The following is an 18,469-nucleotide window of genomic DNA, read 5'->3' as shown; positions in this document are numbered from 1 at the left end:
GCGCTAGTCTGCCCCCATGACCCAGCGTCCCGCCGTGCTGATCGTGCAGCGTCACCTCGCGCCGCTGACCGCCTTTCTGGAGGGGAGCTACGACGTCTATCGGCTGTGGGAGGGGCCGCCGGTGGAGGCGGCGCAGGATGTCGGGGCGCTGGTGGTGGCGGGGGAGTTTCCGCTGGATCCGCGGCTGGTCGAGAGCCTGCCCAACCTGAAGCTGGTGGCCTGTTTCACCTCCGGCTACGACGGCGTCGACGTGGCCTGGTGCCGGGCGCGGGGGCTGGCGGTCAGCCATGCGCCGGGGGTCAATCACGAGGACGTCGCCGACCATGCGCTGGGGCTGATCATCGCCGCGCGGCGGGGCCTCGTCGCCGGCGACCGGGCGCTGCGGGCCGGCGGCTGGACGGCGGAGTCGAAGACCATCACCCATTCGCTGAAGGGGCAGAGGGTCGGGATCGTCGGCCTGGGAGCCATCGGCGAGGCGGTGGCGCGGCGGGCCGAGGCCCTGCGCATGACGGTGCGCTGGTGGGGGCCGCGGGAGAAGGATGCGCCGTGGCCGCGGGCCGGCTCGCTGCTCGAGCTGGCACGCGACAGCGACATCCTGGTGGTCGCCTGCCGGGCCGACGAGAGCAACCGCGGCCTGGTCTCGGCCGAGGTGATCGAGGCGCTGGGGCCGCAGGGGCTGCTGGTCAATGTGGCGCGCGGCCAGCTGGTCGACGAGGACGCCCTGATCGCGGCGCTGAAGACCGGGCGGCTGGGCCAGGCGGCGCTGGACGTGTTCGAGGACGAGCCGACCGACGCCGCGCGCTGGGCGGGCGTGCCCAATACGGTGCTGACGCCGCACACCGGCGGGGCCACCACCGAGGCGGTGCAGGGCATGCTGGGGCTGCTGCTGGAGAACCTGCAGGCGGCCTTCGCCGGGGCGCCGCTGAAGACGCCGGTTCCTGACGCCTGAGCGTTTCCGGCTGGCGGGGGGCGGCGTTCTGCGGTGTGATGCGGCCGTGGATTCCCCGACAGCGAGGCCCGGCTTGAGCCAGACCGAGACCGAGACCCCCGCAGCGACGGCGACCGAGGCGCCGACGCTGGAGTGCTATCCCGTGCGGCCGGACCCGCCGCGGCTGGTCCCGGGACGGCCGGACCGCGACTGGATGGACGCCTTCGCCGCCCGCCACCCCTACCGCTGCCTGCCGCTGAGCATGGCCAACACCACGGGGTGGGACCTGCTGTGCCCGTTCGGCTTCGAGGCCGAGTGGGACGGCGGGCTGGGGGCGGAGGCGATCCGCTTCTTTCCCGACGCCGACGCCACCCTGTTCGAGCATTTCGCGGTGTCGCACTTCTCCCACGGGGTGCTGACCTTCCACCTCGGCTGGCTGTTCCGGACGCCGCCGGGCTGGGCGCTGCGCTGCTCGGGCAGCCCGAACCGGTTCAAGCACGGCATCGCCCCGCTGGAGGGCCTGGTGGAGACCGACTGGCTGCCCTACCCCTTCACCATGAACTGGCGCTTCACCGCCCCCGGCCGGGTGCGGTTCGAGAAGGACGAGCCGTTCTGCTTCATCCAGCCGCTGCAGCACCGGGCGGTGGAGGCGTTCCAGCCGGTGGGGGCGCCGCTGGAGGCCGACAGCGACCTGGGCCGCCAGTACGAGACGTGGAAGACGGTGCGGGGCGAGTTCAACGACCGCCTGGCCGCCGGGGATCCGGAGGCGGCCAAGCAGGCGTGGCAGCGCTACTATTTCCGCGGCGAGTTCCCGGACGCGGCGGCGCCGCGGCCGGAGGCGCACGTCAACAAGCGGCGGCTGGCCGCCCTGCCGGAGGGGGCTGCGCCGGAGCCGCCGCGACCGGAGCCGCGGCCGGCGCCGGCCTTCGGGGCCATCGACTACACCGGGCTGAACCTCGGCGGCGGGCCGAAGGCCTGATCAGTCCTCCTCCCCGTCCATGCCGGGCATGGGCGCGGGCCCGGCCATCCCCCCGGCCGGGGCGGCGGCGCGCGGCGGGGCCGGCGGGCGCGGCAGCTCCGCGTCGGACAGGCGGCCGTCGCCGTCGGCGTCGAGGCGGGTGAACCAGCGCAGGGCGCCGGCCTGCAGCTCCTCGGGGGTCACGCGGGCGTCGTTGCTGGCGTCGGACTGGGAGACCATGGCGCGAAGGCGGGAGCCGCCGCGGGCGGCGATCTCGCCCCGGCCGAGGACCACCAGCTCGCGGCCGGTGATGACCCCGTCGGCGTCGGCGTCGAGGCGGGCGAACAGGCGATCGGCCCAGGCGGCGACCGCGGCCGCCTCGCGCGGCGGCCCCATCATCATGCCGGGGCCGGCGGGAGCCGCGGTCTGGGCCGCAACCGGGCCGGCGGCGAGGGCCGCGGCCGTCGCGAGGGCGAAGGCGGGAAGACGCGGGTTCATCGGAGTCTCCTCGAAAGCAGCGGGCCCAGACTGTCCCCGACGGCGCCGATGCGCCAGAATTTTCGCTTGCATAATCATATAAGGATATCTTTATATCTCGGTCATGCTCCTGTCCGCCGACCAGATCGTCGAAAGCCTGCGCGCCGCCGGGGAGCCGACGCGGCTGCGCGTCCTGTCCCTGCTGGCCGGGGAGGAGCTGTCGGTGATGGAGCTGTCGCGCATCCTGGACCAGAGCCAGCCGCGCGTCTCCCGCCACCTGAAGCTGATGGCCGACGCCGGGCTGATCGAACGGTTCCCGGACGGGGCGCGGGTGTTCTACCGGCTCTCGTCCGACCCCGCAGCCCGCCGCCTCATCGATACGGTGCTGGACCTGCTCGACGCCTCGGAGAACGAGGCCGACGACCGCCGGCTGGAGGAGGTGCGGCGCGAGCGCGAGGCCGCCGCCGGCGCCTACTTCGAGCGCATCGCCCCGCAGTGGGACCGGATCCGCTCGCTGTACGTGTGCGACACCACGGTCGAGGCGGCCATCCTCCGGGCGGTGGGCGACGGCCCGTTCGAGCGCGTCGTGGACCTCGGCACCGGCTCAGGCCGGATGCTGACCCTGCTGGGCGGCCGGGCGCGCATGGCGGTGGGCCTCGACCTCAGCCAGAACATGCTCAACATCGCGCGCAGCAATGTGGCGCGGGCCGGTCTGGACCGGGTGGAGCTGCGCCACGGCGACATCTTCTCCACCCGCCTGCCGGAGCAGAGCGCCGATCTGGTGATCATCCACCAGGTGCTGCACTACCTCGCCGATCCGGCGGCGGCGGTGGCCGAGGCGGCCCGGCTGGTGGCCCCGGGCGGGCGGCTGCTGATCGTGGACTTCGCCCCGCATACGCTCGAACACCTGCGCGACGAGCACCAGCACCGGCGGCTGGGCTTCGGCGACGAGGAGATGCGCCGCTGGCTGGCCGCAGCCGGGCTGACGCCGCTGGCGCCGATCGCCCTCCCCCCCGACACCGAGGGCCTGACCGTGCTGATCTGGACGGCCGAGCGGGCGGCGGCCCGGGCGAGCGCCGCGTGACCCCCGCCCCGCTCAGCCTCGCCCACGCCCGCGCCCTGCTGCTCTCCCCGCTGGGACCCGTCGCCCGCGCCGGCGACGCCGCCTCGCGGCCGCGGGTCTCGTTCGAATTCTTCCCGCCGCGCACCGACGAGGCCGAGGCGACCCTGTGGCGGGCGATCACGCGGCTGGCGCCGCTGCAGCCGGACTTCGTTTCGGTGACCTACGGCGCCGGCGGCTCGACCCGGGAGCGGACCCACCGGACGGTGCAGCGCATCCTCGCCGAGACGGCGCTGGCGCCGGCCGCCCACCTGACCTGCGTCGAAGCCAGCCGCGACGAGGTGGACGCGGTCATCGACGCGTACCGCGCCGCCGGCGTCCGGCACATCGTGGCCCTGCGCGGCGATCCGCCCGGGGCCGCCGGCATCGGCGGCCGCTATGAGCCGCGGCCCGACGGCTACGCCAACGCCACCGAGCTGACCGCCGCCGTCGCCCGACGGGGCGATTTCGAGATCAGCGTCGGCTGCTATCCGGAGGGGCATCCGGAGAGCCCTTCGCTCGACCACGACATCGAGGTGCTGAAGGCCAAGGTCGACGCCGGGGCGACGCGGGCGATCAGCCAGTTCTTCTTCGACCTCGACGCCTTTCTCCGCTTCCGCGACCGGGTCCGGGCGGCGGGCGTCGAAATCCCGCTGGTGCCGGGGGTGATGCCGGTGACCAACTTCGCCGCCCTGCGCCGGATGTCGGCGGCCTGCGGCGCGACGGTGCCCTCCTGGCTGGCGGCCCACTTCGACGGCCTCGACGAGGATCCGGAGACGCGCCGGCTGGTCGCCGCCTCGGTGGCCGCCGAGATGTGCGCCCGGCTGCAGGAAGAGGGCTTTCCGGACGTCCACTTCTACACCCTCAACCGGCCGGACCTGGTCTACGCCATCTGCCGGGTGCTGGGCGTGCGGGAAGTCGCGGCGGAGCCGACGTCATGAGCCGCGAAGGTCGCATCGCCGCCCTGCACGCCGCCGCGCGCGAGCGCGTCCTGGTGCTCGACGGCGCCTGGGGGGTGATGATCCAGCACCTCGGGCTGGCGGAAGACGACTTCCGCGGCGACCGCTTCGCCGCCCACGCCGGCCAGATGAAGGGGAACAACGACATCCTGTGCCTGACCCGGCCGGACGTGATCGCGGACCTGCATGACCGCTATTTCGCCGCCGGGGCCGACATCAGCGAGACCAACACCTTCTCGGCCACCGTCATCGCCCAGGACGACTACGGCCTCGACGCGCAGGCGGTGCGCGACATCAATCTGGAGGGCGCGCAGCTGGCGCGGGCGGCGGCCGACCGCTGGACCGCGCAGGAGCCGGCCAGGCCGCGCTTCGCGGCGGGCTCGATCGGGCCGCTCAACAAGATGCTGTCGATGTCCTCGGACGTGAACGATCCCGGGGCGCGCAGCGTCACCTTCGACCAGGTCTATGAGGCCTACCGGCAGCAGGCGCAGGCCCTGAACGAGGGCGGGGTGCACCTGTATCTGATCGAGACGATCACCGACACGCTCAACTGCAAGGCGGCGATCAAGGCCATCAAGGATCTCGAGGACGAGGGGCTGGAGCCCCTGCCGATCTGGATCTCCGGCACCATCACCGACCGCTCGGGCCGCACCCTGTCGGGCCAGACGGCGGAGGCCTTCTGGAACAGCGTGCGCCACGCCCGGCCGTTCGCCGTCGGCTTCAACTGCGCCCTGGGCGGCGAACTGATGCGGCCGTTCATCGCCGAGCTGAGCCGCGTCGCCGACACCCTCGTCGCCGCCTATCCCAACGCCGGCCTGCCCAACGCCATGGGCCAGTACGACGAGCAGCCGCACGAGACGGCCCGCTTCATCGAGGAGTGGGCGCGCTCGGGCCTGGTGAACATCGTCGGCGGCTGCTGCGGCACGACGCCGGAGCACATCCGATGCGTCGCCGAAGGCGTGGCCGGGGTGACGCCGCGGGCGATCCCCGAGCGGCCGCGGGCGCTGCGGCTGGCCGGGCTGGAACCGTTTGAGTTGGTCGCGTGACGGGGCGCCGCGCGATCCCCCTCTCCCGCAGGGAGAGGGAGGGGCCCGCCGCGAAGCGGCGGGAGGGTGTGGGCGTACGCCCGCGCCAGACGGGCTCCGCGCCCCCTCATCCTCCCACGCCTGACGGCGCGGGCCCCTCCTTCTCCCTCCGGGAGAAGGGCCTCTAGAATGCGTCCCACCTTCATCAATGTCGGCGAGCGGACCAACGTCACCGGCTCGGCGAAATTCCGCAAGCTGATCGTCGAGGGCGACTACGCCGCCGCCCTGGCCGTCGCGCGGCAGCAGGTGGAGGCCGGCGCGGCGATCATCGACGTCAACATGGACGAGGGCCTGCTGGACGGGCCGAAGGCCATGACCACCTTCCTCAACCTGATGGCGGCCGAGCCGGACATCGCCCGCGTGCCGGTGATGATCGACAGCTCGAAGTGGGAGGTGATCGAGGCCGGGCTGAAGTGCGTCCAGGGCAAGCCGATCGTCAACTCCATCAGCCTCAAGGCCGGCGAGGCCGAGTTCCGCGAGCAGGCGGTCAAATGCCTGCGCTACGGGGCCGCCGTGGTGGTGATGGCCTTCGACGAGCAGGGCCAGGCCGACACCGCCGCGCGCAAGATCGAGATCTGCACCCGCGCCTACCGGCTGCTGGTCGACGACATCGGCTTCCCGCCCGAGGACATCATCTTCGATCCGAACATCTTCGCGGTGGCGACCGGGATCGAGGACCACGACAACTATGCCGTCGACTTCATCGAGGCGACGCGGGCCATCAAGGCCACCCTGCCCTTCGCCCGCGTGTCCGGCGGCGTCTCGAACGTCTCGTTCAGCTTCCGCGGCAACGAGCCGGTGCGGCGGGCGATCCACTCGGTGTTCCTGTACCACGCCATCCAGGCGGGCATGGACATGGGGATCGTCAACGCCGGCGACCTGCCGGTCTATGACGACATCGACCCGCCGCTGAGAGAGGCGGTCGAGGACGTGATCCTGAACCGGCCGCAGCGGACCAACGTGTCCAACACCGAGCGGCTGGTGGACATGGCGCCGGCCTACAAGGGCGAAAAGGGCGCGGCGCGGCAGGTCGACCTGTCGTGGCGCGAGGCGCCGGTGGGCAAGCGGATCGAGCACGCCCTGGTGCACGGCATCACCGACTGGATCGAGGCCGACACCGAGGAGGCCCGCCTCGCCGCCGAGCGGCCGCTGCACGTCATCGAAGGCCCGCTGATGGACGGGATGAACGTGGTCGGCGACCTGTTCGGCGCGGGCAAGATGTTCCTGCCGCAGGTGGTCAAGTCGGCGCGGGTGATGAAGCAGGCCGTGGCCTGGCTCGAGCCGTTCATGGAGGCGGAGAAGGCGGGCCAGCCGCGCCGACAGGCGGGGCGGGTGCTGATGGCGACCGTCAAGGGCGACGTCCACGACATCGGCAAGAACATCGTCGGCGTGGTCCTGCAGTGCAACAACTACGAGGTCATCGATCTCGGCGTGATGGTTCCGGCCGACCGCATCCTGGACGAGGCGGAGAAGCACAGGGTCGACATCGTCGGCCTGTCCGGCCTGATCACGCCGAGCCTCGACGAGATGGTGTTCGTGGCCTCGGAGATGGAGCGGCGCGGCTTCTCCATTCCCCTGCTGATCGGCGGCGCCACCACCAGCCGGACCCACACGGCGGTGAAGATCGAGCCGGCTTACCGGCGGGGGTCGACCACCTATGTCGTCGACGCCTCCCGCGCGGTCGGCGTGGTTTCGGGCCTGCTGTCGCCGGCCGAAAAGGCCAGGAACGAGCAGGCGACGCGCGAGGAGTACGCGCGTCTCCGCGAGCAGTTCGCGCGCCGCCAGCAGACCAAGGCCCGGGCGACGCTGGCGGCGGCGCGGGCCAACCGCTTCCGGCCCGAGGCGCCCTCCCCCCCGCCGCGCCCGTCCTTCCCCGGCGTCCGCGTCTTCGAGGCCTGGGACCTGCGCGACCTCGCCGACCACATCGACTGGACCCCCTTCTTCGCCAGCTGGCAGCTGATCGGGCGGTACCCGCAGATCCTCGAGGACGAGATCGTCGGGCAGGCCGCCCGCGACCTGCACCGCGACGCCCTGGCCATGCTGGACCGGATCGTCGACGAACGGTGGTTCACCGCCCGGGGCGTCGTCGGCTTCTGGCCGGCAAACGCCCGCGGCGACGACATCGTGGTGTGGGCGGACGAGGGCCGGACCGCGGAGCTGGCCCGCTTCCACGGCCTGCGCCAGCAGATGGACAAGGCCAACGGCAAGCCCAACCTGTGCCTGTCCGATTTCGTGGCGGAGGACGGGGAGGACTGGATCGGCGGGTTCGCCGTCACCGCCGGCCATGGCGAGCTGGAGAAGGCCGTCGCCTTCCGCGCCGCGGGCGACGACTACTCGGCCATCCTGTCCACCGCCCTCGCCGACCGGCTGGCCGAAGCCTTCGCGGAACGGCTGCACAAGGAGGCGCGCACCGGCCTGTGGGGCTACGCCGCCGATGAGGCGACCACGGTCGAGGACCTCATCGCCGAACGCTACCGCGGCATCCGTCCGGCTCCGGGCTATCCGGCCCAGCCGGACCACACCGAGAAGGCCACGCTGTTCCGCCTGCTGCAGGCCGAAGCCAACGCCGGCATGCAGCTGACCGACAGCTTCGCCATGAACCCGCCGGCCTCGGTCTCGGGGCTCTACTTCGCCCATCCGGAGAGCCACTATTTCGGCGTCGGCAGGATCGACCGCGACCAGGTCGAGGACTACGCCCGCCGCAAGGGCTGGGACCTCGCCACCGCCGAACGGTGGCTGGCGCCGATCCTGAACTACGAGCCGGCCGCCGACGGGGGCGACCGGGCCGCCTGAGCCGTTCCGCGCGGGCTTGACCTGCCCCCCGTACCACAGAGAGCATGGCCGGCCGGCTGCGGACCCCGGCGCGGGGGCAGGAAGCCGCCATGGATCGTTCCCCTTCGAAAGCCCGGCGCGGCTGGCACTGGACCGACTACTGGCGGGCCGGCCGTGAGGCGGCGGTGACCTTCGGAACGCCGGCCGGCGCGGAAGGCCTCGACTCCGGCGCTCTCTGGCGCGGCTGGTTCGCCGCCTTCCCCGCCGGAGCGCGCCTGCTCGACCTCGCGACCGGTGGCGGTCGCATCGCCGGCTACGCGCTCGAGGCCGCCGCGACGGCCGGGAAGAGCTTCGAGATCGTCGGAGTGGACTACGCCGAGGCGCCGCCGCTCGCCGGCTGCACCCTTCTGAGCGGCGTGGCGCTGGAGCGGATGCCGCTCCCGCCGGAGCATTTCGACGGCGCCTCGTCGCAGTTCGGCATCGAGTACGCCGATCCACGCCCGGCCCTGGCCGAGTTGTTCCGGGTGCTGAAACCGGGCGGCCGGGCGCTCATGCTGATGCACCATGCCGACAGCGTCATCAGCCGACAGACGGCCGACCAGGTCGCCGCCCATGACCGGGTGCTGGGCGGCGGCGCCGCCTTTCGTCAGGCGCGCCGGGCCTTCGCCGCCCGCGCCGGGGGCGCGTCCGCGGCCGCCCGGGCCGCCGCCGACGCCGGTTTTCGCCACGCCGTCGAGCGCGCGGCCGCCCGGCTGAAGCCCGATCCCGCCTACGGCCCCGCCCGCTACCTCGTCGACTACCTGACGGATCTCGCTGCCCGCGCGGACGCCTACGAGCCGGCCAGCGCCCTGGCCCGACTGGACGAGGTCGAGACCGGCAGCGCCGCATGGCGTCGTCGGCAGACCTGTCAGATCCGGGCCGCGCTGGATGCGGCCGGCCTCGAGGCCTTTGTCGCCCGCGCCGTCGCCGCAGGCCTGGAGCCGGTGGAGCGCGGGCCCGAGCATGACGCCCGGGGCGCGCTGGTCGGGTGGCGCCTGGCCCTGGCGAAGCCGTGAGGCCGGCCGCCTACTCCAGCCCCACCTCGGCCGGCGTCGCGGGCGGGGTGGTGATGTTCTCGCGCAGCCGGCGGGCGGCGTGCTCGCAGCGGCCCGGGAGGCCGAAGAACAGGCCGAAGGCCTGGCTGCGCACCGCCTCCTCCTGACCCTCCAGCGGCGCCCACTTGGCCGTCGCCTCGGCGGCGGCGGCGCGGGCCGCCGCCAGGACGGCGGCGCTCTGCCGCGGGCGGGCCGCCTCCAGGGCGCTGCGGAAATCGGCGGCCTCGAGGCGGCCGAGGCGCATGATCTCCCGATCCAGCGGATCCGCGTCTGTCAGGGTCTCGCCCAGCGCGACATGCCCGTTCACCAGCGCCTCGCACCAGGCCACCAGCGGATAGTCCGCCTCGGGCGCGCCGCGCGGCAGCGGATTGGCGTAGGCGACCGCCTCGCGCAGGCGCAGCGCCTCGGCGGTCTCGGCCGTGTTGGCGGTGGCGATCGGCCCCTCCTGGGAGGCGGGGACGGGGGCCGGCGTCTGGGCGGGGGTCTGGGAGAGCAGAAGGGCGGCGGCGAGGCTGGCGAACATGGAGGCTCCGGAACGGACGGGCGCGTGGGCGCCCCGGCAGGACGCAGCAACGCTTGAATCGGCAGATGGTTTTTCTGCGGCGCGCACAAAGGCGGCGGGCAGCAAAAAGGGCGGCGGACCCGAAGATCCGCCGCCCCGCTTGCCTCAGGCTTCAGGCCTAGAAGTTGGCCGTGATGCCGAAGAAGAAGTACCGACCCAGAGCGTCATAGAGTTGCGGGTAGGTGTTGTTGTTGCCGGTGGTGCCGACGCTGTAGGACAGCGGCGGATCGCTATCCAGGACGTTGTTCACGCCCGCCCGCACCGTGATGGTGTCGCGCACCTGCCAGGTCGCCGCGAAGTCCAGGTAGTTCTGGGCGTCGAGGAAGCGGTCCAGACGGTCCGGGCTGTTGTTCAGGCTGCCGTCCGGTCCGAGCACGCCGATCTCGACCTCGCTGTAGTGACGCCAGGTGGCCGAGACATCGACCTCCCAGGGCGACACCCAGGTGACCCGCGCGCGGTGACGCCATTCCGGGTTCGGAACGCCGCACTGGTTCGCGAAGAAGCCGGCGCAGTCGTAGACGCTGTTGCCGAAGCCGAGACCGGTGTCGGTCTCCAGCGACTCCAGCCAGGTGCCGACGAAGGCGAACTGCAGCGAGCCGTAGGACGGCGCGCCCCAGTCCTCGAGATCGACGCCGTAGTTGGCGTTGAAGTCGACGCCGGACGTGCGCAGGCCGCCGATGTTGACGTTGGTGTCGATGACGTTGCCGTCGTTCAGCCACAGGGCGCCGGTCGGACCGTCGCGCACGATGAGCGAGCAGGCCTGGGCGTTGCCGGCCGTGTAGCAGGCGTCAAGGGTGTTCAGCGGATCGATGGTGTCGATCAGGTTGTCCACCTTGATGTCGTAGTAGTCGACCGACAGGTTGAAGCGCGGCAGGAACGACGGCGTGAAGACCACGCCGAAGGTGTAGGTATCGGCCTCTTCCGGCTCGAGGTCGGGGTTGCCGCCCTGCAGGAAGTTGTACTGGCCGGCCGGGCTGTCCAGCAGGCCGCCCGCCGATTCACCCGGCGAGACCTGCCACGGGTTCGTCCCGATGCAGCTGGCGGGGACCGGACCGGCGTTGTTCGCCGCGCGACCCGGAGCCGAGCAGGGATCGAAGTCCATGTCGAACAGGTTGAAGCCCTGGGCGGTGAACAGCTCGATCACGTTCGGGGCCCGCACCGCGCGCGAATAGCTGGCGCGGAAGCGGACGTCCTCGACCGGCGCATAGTCCACCCCGATCTTGTAGGTGTCGGCGCCGAAGTTCTCGTACTCCGACCGGCGATAGGCGCCGTCGATCGAGGCCGAGTAGGCCCACGGCTGGTCGTCGGCCAGCGGCAGCTGGAACTCGCCGAACACTTCCGCCACGTCGGTGTCGCCGCTGAAGCCGATGGTCGGGCCGCCCTGACCGGCGCCGTCGCCGGTGGCGAAGGCGTTGTCGGTGACCGAGTCCAGGGCGTCGCGACGATACTCGGCGCCGAACGCGACCTGCAGCGTGCGCGAGGCGGTCGGCATCGACCAGCCGGTGTCGCCGGTGATCGCGGCGGTGATGACCTGCTGGGTCGTCTCGCCGTTCTGCATCAGCGGGATCTGCAGGTACTCCAGCGCTTCCGGGGTCACGCCGCCGGGCGAGAAGATGTCGTAGGGCACGCAGTTCTCGTCGGTGCGGTCGACCACCGAACGGCAGGTCGGGGTGCCGCCCACGTCGACGACGTCCAGCGCCCGGCCGAGGCGGGTGTTGGAGAAGTCGTTCATATAGGTACGGGCCAGACGGACGCGCGAGAACTGGGCCGCGACGTCATAGTTCCAGCCCGCCATGAACTCGCCGCGGACCCCGACCACGCCCCGATAGGAGGTGTAGTTGATCGAGTCCTGACGCCCGCCGCCTTCCGCGTTGCGGCGGCCGATCAGCATGTCGATCGTGTCGCCCGGAGCGGTACAGCCGATCTCGTTGGCCTGCTGGGCCGAGAGCAGCGGGTTCGCGCAGCTCACCTCGATGATCGGGCCGAGGAAGGCGCCCGAGGGCGCGATCTGGGCGACCGACTCATAGTCGGAGAACATCAGCTGGGCGAAGGCCTCGACCTTGTCGTTGACCTGGTAGCGGCCGAAGGCGCCGAGCGTGTACCGCTCGTCAGGACGCTGGAAGTAGTTCAGCGGGCCGTAGTTGTACTGGCCGGTGGCGGCGTTGAACGGCACGAAGGTGCCGTTGCCGGTGCCGGCGCCGCCGGCGACCGTCACGTCGGCGCCGTTCGCCAGCGAGATGAAGCGGCCCGGGAAGGCCGTGCTGGAGCCGCCGCAGGTGAAGCTGCCGGCGGCCTCGCCGCCGAGGGCGCAGGCGGAGTAGTCGCGGTAGGCGCCGAGCACATAGTTGTTGTTGCGATAGCCGGCGTAGGCCATCAGGTTGCCGCGGCCGTCTTCGGTGGCGACGCCCATGGTGATGTTGACCGAGCGGCTTTCGCCGTCGATCTGATTGTCGTCGGGCAGCCGGAACTGCGCCGGGTTGGTGGCGGCGCGGCCGGCGATGACGTCACGCAGGTTGCCCGGGCCGTCATAGTCGTTGTTGTGCTGGTAGAAGGCGTACTGGGCGTCGATCTGGATGCCCTCGAAGTCCTTCTTCATGATGAAGTTCACGACGCCGGCGACGGCGTCCGAACCGTAGACGGCCGAGGCGCCGCCGGTCAGGACCTCAACGCGCTCGACCAGCTGTTCCGGGATCTGGTTCAGGTCGGCGGCGTCGTCGTTCGGCGAGCCGTAGCCCATGCGGCGGCCGTCGATCAGCACCAGGGTGCGGGACGAACCGAGGTTGCGGAGCGACACGGTGGCGGTGCCCGAGGCGCCGTTCGACACGGTGGAGTTCTGCGCGGCGAAGGCCTGCGGCAGCTGGGCCACCAGATCCTCGACGCGGGTCACGCCGGCGACGTCGATGTCCTCGCCGGTCACCTGGGTCACCGGGCTGGTGGTCACCAGATTGGTCTGCGGAATACGCGAACCGGTGACGACGACCTCGCCGAGTTGGGTCTCCTGCTGCGGAGCAGGCGCATCTTGCGCCATGGCGGGCGCAGCGAAGGCGAGGGCGGCGAAACCGCCGATCATCGTCGTCGCCAGCAAGCGGGTTTTCTGATTTCTCAAAGGTCGTCTCCTGATGTTCGGCGGTCACGTTGAAGCGCGCCGCCGCGGCCTTGGAACGAGTGGGTCCCTTCCCCCGCGGCCAGACTCCCGACCGCAGTTATGGGAGGTTAGGCCCCGTCGCGCTGTTTTCGCCACCGTAATTACGGTCTTGTAATCCTTCCGAAGCGCCACTGTCGCATTTGGGCCACGATATCGTCACGGTCACGGTTACAAGGCACGCGGTTGACCTGCGGGACCGTCTGGCGGACTGATCGGAAGCCCCGCGATCGGGGTCGCTGGAATCCAGGCATGGCTCTTCTTCCCGCCCTCGCGGCCATCACCCTCGTCGCCACGCAGACGCCGCCGCAGTCCCGTCCGGAGATGCTGGAACGCCTGACCGCCTGCCGGGCGGTGGCGGAGGATGCGGCGCGCCTCGCCTGCTACGACGCGGCCGCGGCCGCCCTCGACGCCGCCGAACGTCAGGGCGAGCTGGTGGTCATCGACCGCGTGGCGGTGGAGGAGACCCGCCGCCAGCTGTTCGGCTTCGAACTCCCCACCCTTCCCCGTCTGCTGGGCGGCGGCGAGGACGCGGAGCTGGAGGCGATCGAGACCACGCTCGCGAGCGCCGTCCAGACGGGCGAGAATCGCTGGGTCTTCCGTCTCGCGGACGGCAGCGCCTGGCGGCAGGTCGACAGCGACCCGTTCCGCTTCCGGAACCGTCCGGGACAGGAGGTGCGCGTGCGACGCGCCAGCCTCGGCAGCTATCTGATGACCATCGGCGGCAGCCGCGCCGTCCGCGTACGGAGGCAGTAGAACATGCGCAAACTGGCGCCCGGGGTCTGGGCCTCTCCGCAGGTATCGCCCGAACAGCTGACCGCCGCCGCGGGGGCCGGCGTCCGGCGCGTGATCAACAATCGCCCGGACGGCGAGGACCCGGGGCAGCCGACCTCGGACGAGATGGAGGCGGCGGCGCGCGCCGCGGGGCTGGACTACTGCTGGGTTCCCGTCCGCGGCCTGCCCGACGCGGCGGCGGTGGAGCGGATCTGCTCCGCCCTGGCGGATGGCGCGCCGACCCTGCTGTACTGCCGGTCCGGCGGCCGCTCGGCGGCGGCCTGGGCGATGGCCTGCTGCGCGCAGGGGGCCGATCCCGCCGAGGTGCGCAGCGCGGCGGCGGCGGCCGGCTACGACCTCAGCCGCCTGCCGCTGTGAGGCCTCAGCGGATCACGGCGGCGCGCGCAGCGTAGGGCGCCGGTTCCGGCGTGCACGACGCGACCACCAGCTGGGCCGCCATGAGACACAGAAAGGCCGCGGCGACGGGTCTGAGCCGATCTGATACAGCCAGCGCCATGGAAACGGCCATCTTCGGCACTCCCCGGAAGGTTACCGGAAGGTTGACGCAAGCGGCGGGCCGCGCCGGGGCCGCGGGCGCATGATCCCGTTCGTCCGCGCGTTCGACTTCGCCTGGGGCCGCTGCGACGCCGTATCGCCGCTGATCCGCCGGGTGGTGGCGGAGAATCCCGGCCCGTTCACCTTCACCGGCACCGGCACCTACATCGTGGGCCGCGACGCGCCGGGCGCGCCGGCGGCGGTCATCGATCCGGGGCCGGCGGACGAGCGCCACCTGCAGGCTCTGCTGGCCGCGGTCGAGGGCCGGCGGGTGACGCACGTGCTGGTCACGCACACGCACCGCGACCACGCCCCCCTCGCCCGCCCCTTCGCCGCGGCGGTGGGCGCGCCGGTGCTGGCGGCGCGGCCGCCGGCGCGCACGGTTCACGTCTCGACCGCGCTCGACGAGGACCACGACGACGACTTCTTCCCGGACAGGGTGCTGGAGGGCGGCGAACGGCTTGGCGGCGAGGACTGGACGATCGAGGCCCTGCCGACCCCGGGTCACGCGTCCAACCACATGGCCTTCGTGCTGCGGGAGGAGAACGCCCTGTTCAGCGGCGACCACATCATGGGCTGGTCGACCACTGTGGTGGCGCCGCCCGACGGCGACATGACGGCCTACATGGCCAGCCTCGAGGCGGTGATCGCGCGGGAGTTCGACACCGTCTGGCCGACCCACGGCCCGCCCGTCCGCGAGCCGGGGCCGTTCCTCGCCGCCTATCGCGCCCACCGGCTGGAGCGGGAGGCGCAGATCCTGGAGCGGCTGGCGGCCGGCGACCGGCGCATCCGCGAGATCGTGGCCCGGCTGTATGCGGCCGTCGACGAGCGGCTCTGGCCCGCCGCCGCCCTCTCGGTCTGGGCCCATCTCATCGCGCTGGAGCGCGCCGGTCAGGCGACGGCCGACCCGGCGCCGACGCTCGACGCGGCCTGGACGCTGCGCTGAGCTAGCGCCCGCTGCGCAGGGCCTCGCTGATCTGCGTCGCCAGCCGGCAGGCCTCGCCGCCGTGGGGCAGGCTGTCGCGGGCGGCGACGCGGATGTCGGTGCGGCCCGGACGGATGCGGACCACCGCGTCGTGGGTGACGCCGAACCAGTAGCCGGTGCGCGTGCCGTCGGCCCGCTGCACCCCGAAGCCGTGCACCCGGAAGCCGGCCTGCTCCAGGGCCCAGCCGGCGACCTGGGGCGCGACCTGGCGCATCACCGGCTGCGCCCCCGGACAGGCCTCGGGGCCGACCGGCCGCCCCGGCCCGGGACCGCCCCGACGGTCGTCCAGCGCCCCGAAGCCGGGGACTTCCTCAAGGTCGGTGCTGACGTGCTCGACCGGCCCGTCGGCCAGCCGGCCCTTCTGCCAGATGAAGCCCCCGAGGGCGGCGCCGGCGATCAGCACCGCGCCGAGGGCGAAGAGGCCGGAGCGGCGGACGTCCTTCAGCGCCAGGACCACGGCGAGCAGCGCCGCCGCCGCGCCCAGCCAGGACAGCCGCCAGGCGACCTCCAGCGTCAGCAGGGACCAGCCGGTCTCCAGCGACAGCAGGCCGGCCCGGACCCCCAGGGCCGCGAGCAGGACCAGCAGCGGCGCGAGCGCCGCCGCCACGAGCAGCGCCTGCACGAGCCCCCGGCCCCCTGACGGCCCGCGCGCCACGGGTCAGCCCCCCGCCGTCGGCAGGCGGTAATCCTTCAGACGCTCGCGCAGCACCTTCTTGTCGATCTTGCCGGTGGCGCCGAGCGGAATGTCGTCGACGAAGACCACGTCGTCCGGCATCCACCATTTGGCGATCTTGCCCTGCAGGAAGTCGAGGTGCTCCTGCTTTTCCTCGGCCTGTCCCGGCTTGAGCTTGACGACCAGCACCGGCCGCTCGTCCCACTTGGGGTGGGCCGCGCCGATGACCGCGGCCAGCTCGACCTTCGGATGGCCGACCGCGATGTTCTCGATCTCGATCGAGCTGATCCACTCGCCGCCGGACTTGATCACGTCCTTGGCGCGGTCGGTGATCTGCATGAAGCCGTGTTCGTCGATGGTGGCCACGTCGCCGGTGTCGAAGAAGCCCTCGTGGTCGAGGATGTCGCCGCCCTCGCCCTTGAAGTAGGCGCCGGCGATGGTCGGCCCCCGGACCATCAGGCGGCCGTAGGTGTGCCCGTCGTGCGGCATCTCCTGACCGGCGTAGTTCTTGAGCTTCAGCTCGACGCCGAGCGGCGGCACGCCCTGCTTGATCCGCCACTTCATCTGCTCGTCGTAGGGCAGGGCCTCGAGCTCGGGCGTCAGGTTCGACAGGGTGCCGATCGGCGAGGTCTCGGTCATGCCCCAGCCCTGGATGACCTCGATGCCGTAGCCGTCGTGGAAGGCGCGGATCAGGCTCTCGGGCACCGCCGAGCCGCCGATCAGAACCCGCTTCAGGGTCGAGAATTTCAGCCCCTTCTCGCGCACGTGCGCCAGCAGCCCCTGCCACACGGTCGGGACGGCGGCCGAGAAGGTGACGCCCTCGGTCTCCAGCAGTTCGTAGATCGACTCGCCGTCCATCTTCGCGCCGGGCATGACCAGCTTGGAGCCCGCCGCCGGCCCGCCGAAGGCGATGCCCCAGGCGTTGGCGTGGAACATCGGCACCACCGGCAGGATCACCTCCTTCGGCGTCGCGCCCAGCACCGTCGTCTGCAGCCCGAGCAGGGTGTGGATGAAGTTGGAGCGGTGCGAGTACAGCACGCCCTTCGGATTGCCGGTCGTCCCCGAGGTGTAGCAGAGGCCGCAGGCGGTCTGCTCGTCGAAGCCGCCCCACTCGACGGACCCGGACGCCGTGGCCAGCAGGGCCTCGTAGCACTCGGCGCCCGGCAGCTTCGTCGCCGGCATGTGCAGTTCGTCGGTCATCACCACCACCCGCTCGACCGACGGGCAGTGCGGCAGCACGGCCTCGAGCAGCGGGATGAAGGTCAGGTCGACGAAGATGATGCGATCTTCGGCGTGGTTGATGATGTAGGCCAGCTGCTCGGGGAACAGGCGCGGGTTCAGGGTGTGGCAGACCGCGCCGATGCCCATGATGCCGTACCAGGCCTCGATGTGCCGGCCGGTGTTCCAGGCCAGGGTGGCGACGCGGTCGCCGACCTTCACATCCCAGCCCTTCAGCACGTCGGAGACGCGTTTCGCCCGGGCGTGGATCTCGGCGTAGGTGGTGCGCACGACCGGCCCCTCGACCGATCGGGTGACCACCTCCCGGTCCGGGTGCCAGTTCTTCGCGTGGTCGAGAATCCGGTCGACCGTCAGCGGCCAGTCCTGCATCAATCCGAGCATTGTCGTCCCTTGCCTGCGCCTGCTTTCCGGGGCGCTTGGCCGTCACGCTATCGGCTCGATCCGCAACAGGCAACGTGACGTAACGGCGCCCTGGGCGGCTGGCGAAAGCCGGTCGGCCGCCCTAGAAGGCGGCCATGACCGTCCTCATCGCCATCACCGGCGGCTCCGGCTCCGGCAAGAGCACCCTCGCCGAGGCGCTGGTCGCCGCCCTTCCGGCCGGCGCGGCGGTGCTGCTGCGCGAGGACTCCTACTACCGCGACGCCGCCGGCCTGCCGGACTTCGATCCCGCCACCTTCGACTTCGACGACGTCGCCGCGCGCGATCACGACCTGCTGATCCGGGACCTGACCTCCCTGAAGGCGGGCGAGGACGTGGTCGCCCCCGTCTATTCCTTCATCCACCACAGCCGCGAACCGGGGGGCGAGCCGGTCCGCGCCGCCGAGGTGGTGGTGGTCGAGGGCACCCACGTGCTGTGCACGCCCGCCCTCGTCGAGCTGTTCGACATCCGCGTCTTCGTCGACACCCCCGCCGACATCCGCTTCATCCGTCGGCTGCTGCGCGACCAGGCGGAGCGCGGCCGCACGGCGGACTCGGTGATCGCCCAGTATCTGGCCACCGTTCGCCCGGGGCACGAGCGCCTGACGGAGCCGTCGCGGGTCGCCGCCGACTTCATCGTCGCCGACGCCACCGCCGCCGTGCGGCTCGAGGATCCGCAGGTCGTGGTGCGGCTGGCGGCGCCGGTTCTCGCCCACCCCCTGCTGGCGCCGCTGGTCGGCCGCTGAGGCC

Annotated in this window: 16 protein-coding genes; 11 read left to right on the top strand and 5 right to left on the bottom strand. The window is 72.1% G+C overall.

Annotated elements, in window-relative coordinates; all coding sequences use genetic code 11:
- Nucleotides 1–16 precede the first annotated feature (16 nt).
- The gene (locus H2038_RS13235) at nucleotides 17–949 is read left to right on the top strand and encodes a 2-hydroxyacid dehydrogenase (RefSeq protein ID WP_292114091.1); all 933 of its coding nucleotides are present in this window, start codon (nucleotides 17–19) and stop codon (nucleotides 947–949) included.
- A gap of 73 nt (nucleotides 950–1,022) precedes the next feature.
- The gene (locus tag H2038_RS13230; RefSeq protein WP_292114088.1) at nucleotides 1,023–1,907 is read left to right on the top strand and encodes a DUF6065 family protein; all 885 of its coding nucleotides are present in this window, start codon (nucleotides 1,023–1,025) and stop codon (nucleotides 1,905–1,907) included.
- Here H2038_RS13230 and H2038_RS13225 read toward each other — a convergent pair whose 3' ends face one another.
- Nucleotides 1,908–2,384, bottom strand: coding sequence for a hypothetical protein (locus tag H2038_RS13225; RefSeq protein WP_292114085.1), 477 nt, complete (start codon nucleotides 2,382–2,384; stop codon nucleotides 1,908–1,910).
- Between the two features lie 103 nt (nucleotides 2,385–2,487).
- Between H2038_RS13225 and H2038_RS13220 the strand changes: the two genes are divergently transcribed.
- The 5 genes from H2038_RS13220 (at nucleotide 2,488) to H2038_RS13200 (ending at nucleotide 9,333) form a co-directional block, all read left to right on the top strand.
- Nucleotides 2,488–3,447 carry a metalloregulator ArsR/SmtB family transcription factor gene (locus tag H2038_RS13220; protein ID WP_292114082.1) on the top strand — a complete coding sequence of 320 codons (960 nt, stop codon included), beginning with the start codon at nucleotides 2,488–2,490 and terminating at the stop codon, nucleotides 3,445–3,447.
- Nucleotides 3,444–4,403, top strand: a complete 960-nt coding sequence (gene metF / locus H2038_RS13215; protein ID WP_292114079.1) for a methylenetetrahydrofolate reductase [NAD(P)H] — start codon at nucleotides 3,444–3,446, stop codon at nucleotides 4,401–4,403. Before H2038_RS13220 ends, metF begins: the two co-directional genes overlap by 4 nt.
- On the top strand, nucleotides 4,400–5,467 hold the full coding sequence (locus H2038_RS13210) for a homocysteine S-methyltransferase family protein (RefSeq protein ID WP_292114076.1): 1,068 nt from the start codon (nucleotides 4,400–4,402) through the stop codon (nucleotides 5,465–5,467). Before metF ends, H2038_RS13210 begins: the two co-directional genes overlap by 4 nt.
- 168 nt (nucleotides 5,468–5,635) lie before the next feature.
- Nucleotides 5,636–8,299 (top strand): methionine synthase, encoded by a 2,664-nt coding sequence (gene metH / locus H2038_RS13205; RefSeq protein ID WP_292114073.1) that lies wholly within the window; start codon nucleotides 5,636–5,638, stop codon nucleotides 8,297–8,299.
- Nucleotides 8,300–8,388: 89 nt separating this feature from the next.
- Nucleotides 8,389–9,333 (top strand): methyltransferase domain-containing protein, encoded by a 945-nt coding sequence (locus tag H2038_RS13200; protein WP_292114070.1) that lies wholly within the window; start codon nucleotides 8,389–8,391, stop codon nucleotides 9,331–9,333.
- Between the two features lie 10 nt (nucleotides 9,334–9,343).
- Here H2038_RS13200 and H2038_RS13195 read toward each other — a convergent pair whose 3' ends face one another.
- Together H2038_RS13195 and H2038_RS13190 are read right to left on the bottom strand one after the other, a co-directional pair.
- The gene (locus H2038_RS13195) at nucleotides 9,344–9,895 is read right to left on the bottom strand and encodes a hypothetical protein (RefSeq protein ID WP_292114067.1); all 552 of its coding nucleotides are present in this window, start codon (nucleotides 9,893–9,895) and stop codon (nucleotides 9,344–9,346) included.
- A gap of 157 nt (nucleotides 9,896–10,052) precedes the next feature.
- Nucleotides 10,053–13,040, bottom strand: a complete 2,988-nt coding sequence (locus tag H2038_RS13190; RefSeq protein ID WP_292114064.1) for a TonB-dependent siderophore receptor — start codon at nucleotides 13,038–13,040, stop codon at nucleotides 10,053–10,055.
- 288 nt (nucleotides 13,041–13,328) lie between these two features.
- On the opposite strand from H2038_RS13190, the gene H2038_RS13185 reads away from it, so the two are divergent.
- The 3 genes from H2038_RS13185 (at nucleotide 13,329) to H2038_RS13170 (ending at nucleotide 15,351) form a co-directional block, all read left to right on the top strand.
- A complete protein-coding gene (locus tag H2038_RS13185) occupies nucleotides 13,329–13,832 on the top strand; it encodes a hypothetical protein (protein ID WP_292114061.1) in 504 nt (167 codons plus the stop codon).
- Between the two features lie 3 nt (nucleotides 13,833–13,835).
- Nucleotides 13,836–14,228 carry a TIGR01244 family sulfur transferase gene (locus H2038_RS13180; protein WP_292114058.1) on the top strand — a complete coding sequence of 131 codons (393 nt, stop codon included), beginning with the start codon at nucleotides 13,836–13,838 and terminating at the stop codon, nucleotides 14,226–14,228.
- A gap of 220 nt (nucleotides 14,229–14,448) precedes the next feature.
- On the top strand, nucleotides 14,449–15,351 hold the full coding sequence (locus tag H2038_RS13170) for an MBL fold metallo-hydrolase (RefSeq protein ID WP_292114050.1): 903 nt from the start codon (nucleotides 14,449–14,451) through the stop codon (nucleotides 15,349–15,351).
- A 1-nt stretch (nucleotide 15,352) separates the two neighbouring features.
- On the opposite strand, the gene H2038_RS13165 is transcribed toward H2038_RS13170, so the two are convergent.
- Both H2038_RS13165 and H2038_RS13160 read right to left on the bottom strand, forming a co-directional pair.
- A complete protein-coding gene (locus tag H2038_RS13165) occupies nucleotides 15,353–16,012 on the bottom strand; it encodes a DUF1499 domain-containing protein (RefSeq protein ID WP_292114047.1) in 660 nt (219 codons plus the stop codon).
- A gap of 36 nt (nucleotides 16,013–16,048) precedes the next feature.
- Nucleotides 16,049–17,683: a long-chain-fatty-acid--CoA ligase gene (locus tag H2038_RS13160; protein ID WP_292114044.1), complete on the bottom strand. Its 1,635-nt coding sequence runs from the start codon at nucleotides 17,681–17,683 to the stop codon at nucleotides 16,049–16,051.
- 134 nt (nucleotides 17,684–17,817) lie between these two features.
- Here H2038_RS13160 and udk point away from each other — a divergent pair, with 134 nt between their 5' ends.
- A complete protein-coding gene (gene udk / locus H2038_RS13155) occupies nucleotides 17,818–18,465 on the top strand; it encodes a uridine kinase (RefSeq protein ID WP_292114041.1) in 648 nt (215 codons plus the stop codon).
- Nucleotides 18,466–18,469: the final 4 nt, after the last annotated feature.

This window comes from Brevundimonas sp. (assembly GCF_013912005.1).
Lineage (GTDB): Bacteria > Pseudomonadota > Alphaproteobacteria > Caulobacterales > Caulobacteraceae > Brevundimonas.
Note: the sequence above shows the minus strand (reverse complement) of the source record. Positions and strands in the feature narration are given on the sequence as shown.

What these genes read in the sequence shown, in the direction of transcription:
- H2038_RS13235 (WP_292114091.1), top strand. Translation starts at nt 17, where the DNA reads ATGACCCAGCGTCCCGCCGTGCTGATCGTGCAGCGTCACCTCGCGCCG.
- udk (WP_292114041.1), top strand. Translation starts at nt 17,818, where the DNA reads ATGACCGTCCTCATCGCCATCACCGGCGGCTCCGGCTCCGGCAAGAGC.
- H2038_RS13210 (WP_292114076.1), top strand. Translation starts at nt 4,400, where the DNA reads ATGAGCCGCGAAGGTCGCATCGCCGCCCTGCACGCCGCCGCGCGCGAG.
- H2038_RS13200 (WP_292114070.1), top strand. Translation starts at nt 8,389, where the DNA reads ATGGATCGTTCCCCTTCGAAAGCCCGGCGCGGCTGGCACTGGACCGAC.
- H2038_RS13180 (WP_292114058.1), top strand. Translation starts at nt 13,836, where the DNA reads ATGCGCAAACTGGCGCCCGGGGTCTGGGCCTCTCCGCAGGTATCGCCC.
- H2038_RS13195 (WP_292114067.1), bottom strand. Translation starts at nt 9,895, where the DNA reads ATGTTCGCCAGCCTCGCCGCCGCCCTTCTGCTCTCCCAGACCCCCGCC.
- H2038_RS13220 (WP_292114082.1), top strand. Translation starts at nt 2,488, where the DNA reads ATGCTCCTGTCCGCCGACCAGATCGTCGAAAGCCTGCGCGCCGCCGGG.
- H2038_RS13160 (WP_292114044.1), bottom strand. Translation starts at nt 17,683, where the DNA reads ATGCTCGGATTGATGCAGGACTGGCCGCTGACGGTCGACCGGATTCTC.
- metH (WP_292114073.1), top strand. Translation starts at nt 5,636, where the DNA reads ATGCGTCCCACCTTCATCAATGTCGGCGAGCGGACCAACGTCACCGGC.
- H2038_RS13225 (WP_292114085.1), bottom strand. Translation starts at nt 2,384, where the DNA reads ATGAACCCGCGTCTTCCCGCCTTCGCCCTCGCGACGGCCGCGGCCCTC.
- H2038_RS13185 (WP_292114061.1), top strand. Translation starts at nt 13,329, where the DNA reads ATGGCTCTTCTTCCCGCCCTCGCGGCCATCACCCTCGTCGCCACGCAG.
- H2038_RS13170 (WP_292114050.1), top strand. Translation starts at nt 14,449, where the DNA reads ATGATCCCGTTCGTCCGCGCGTTCGACTTCGCCTGGGGCCGCTGCGAC.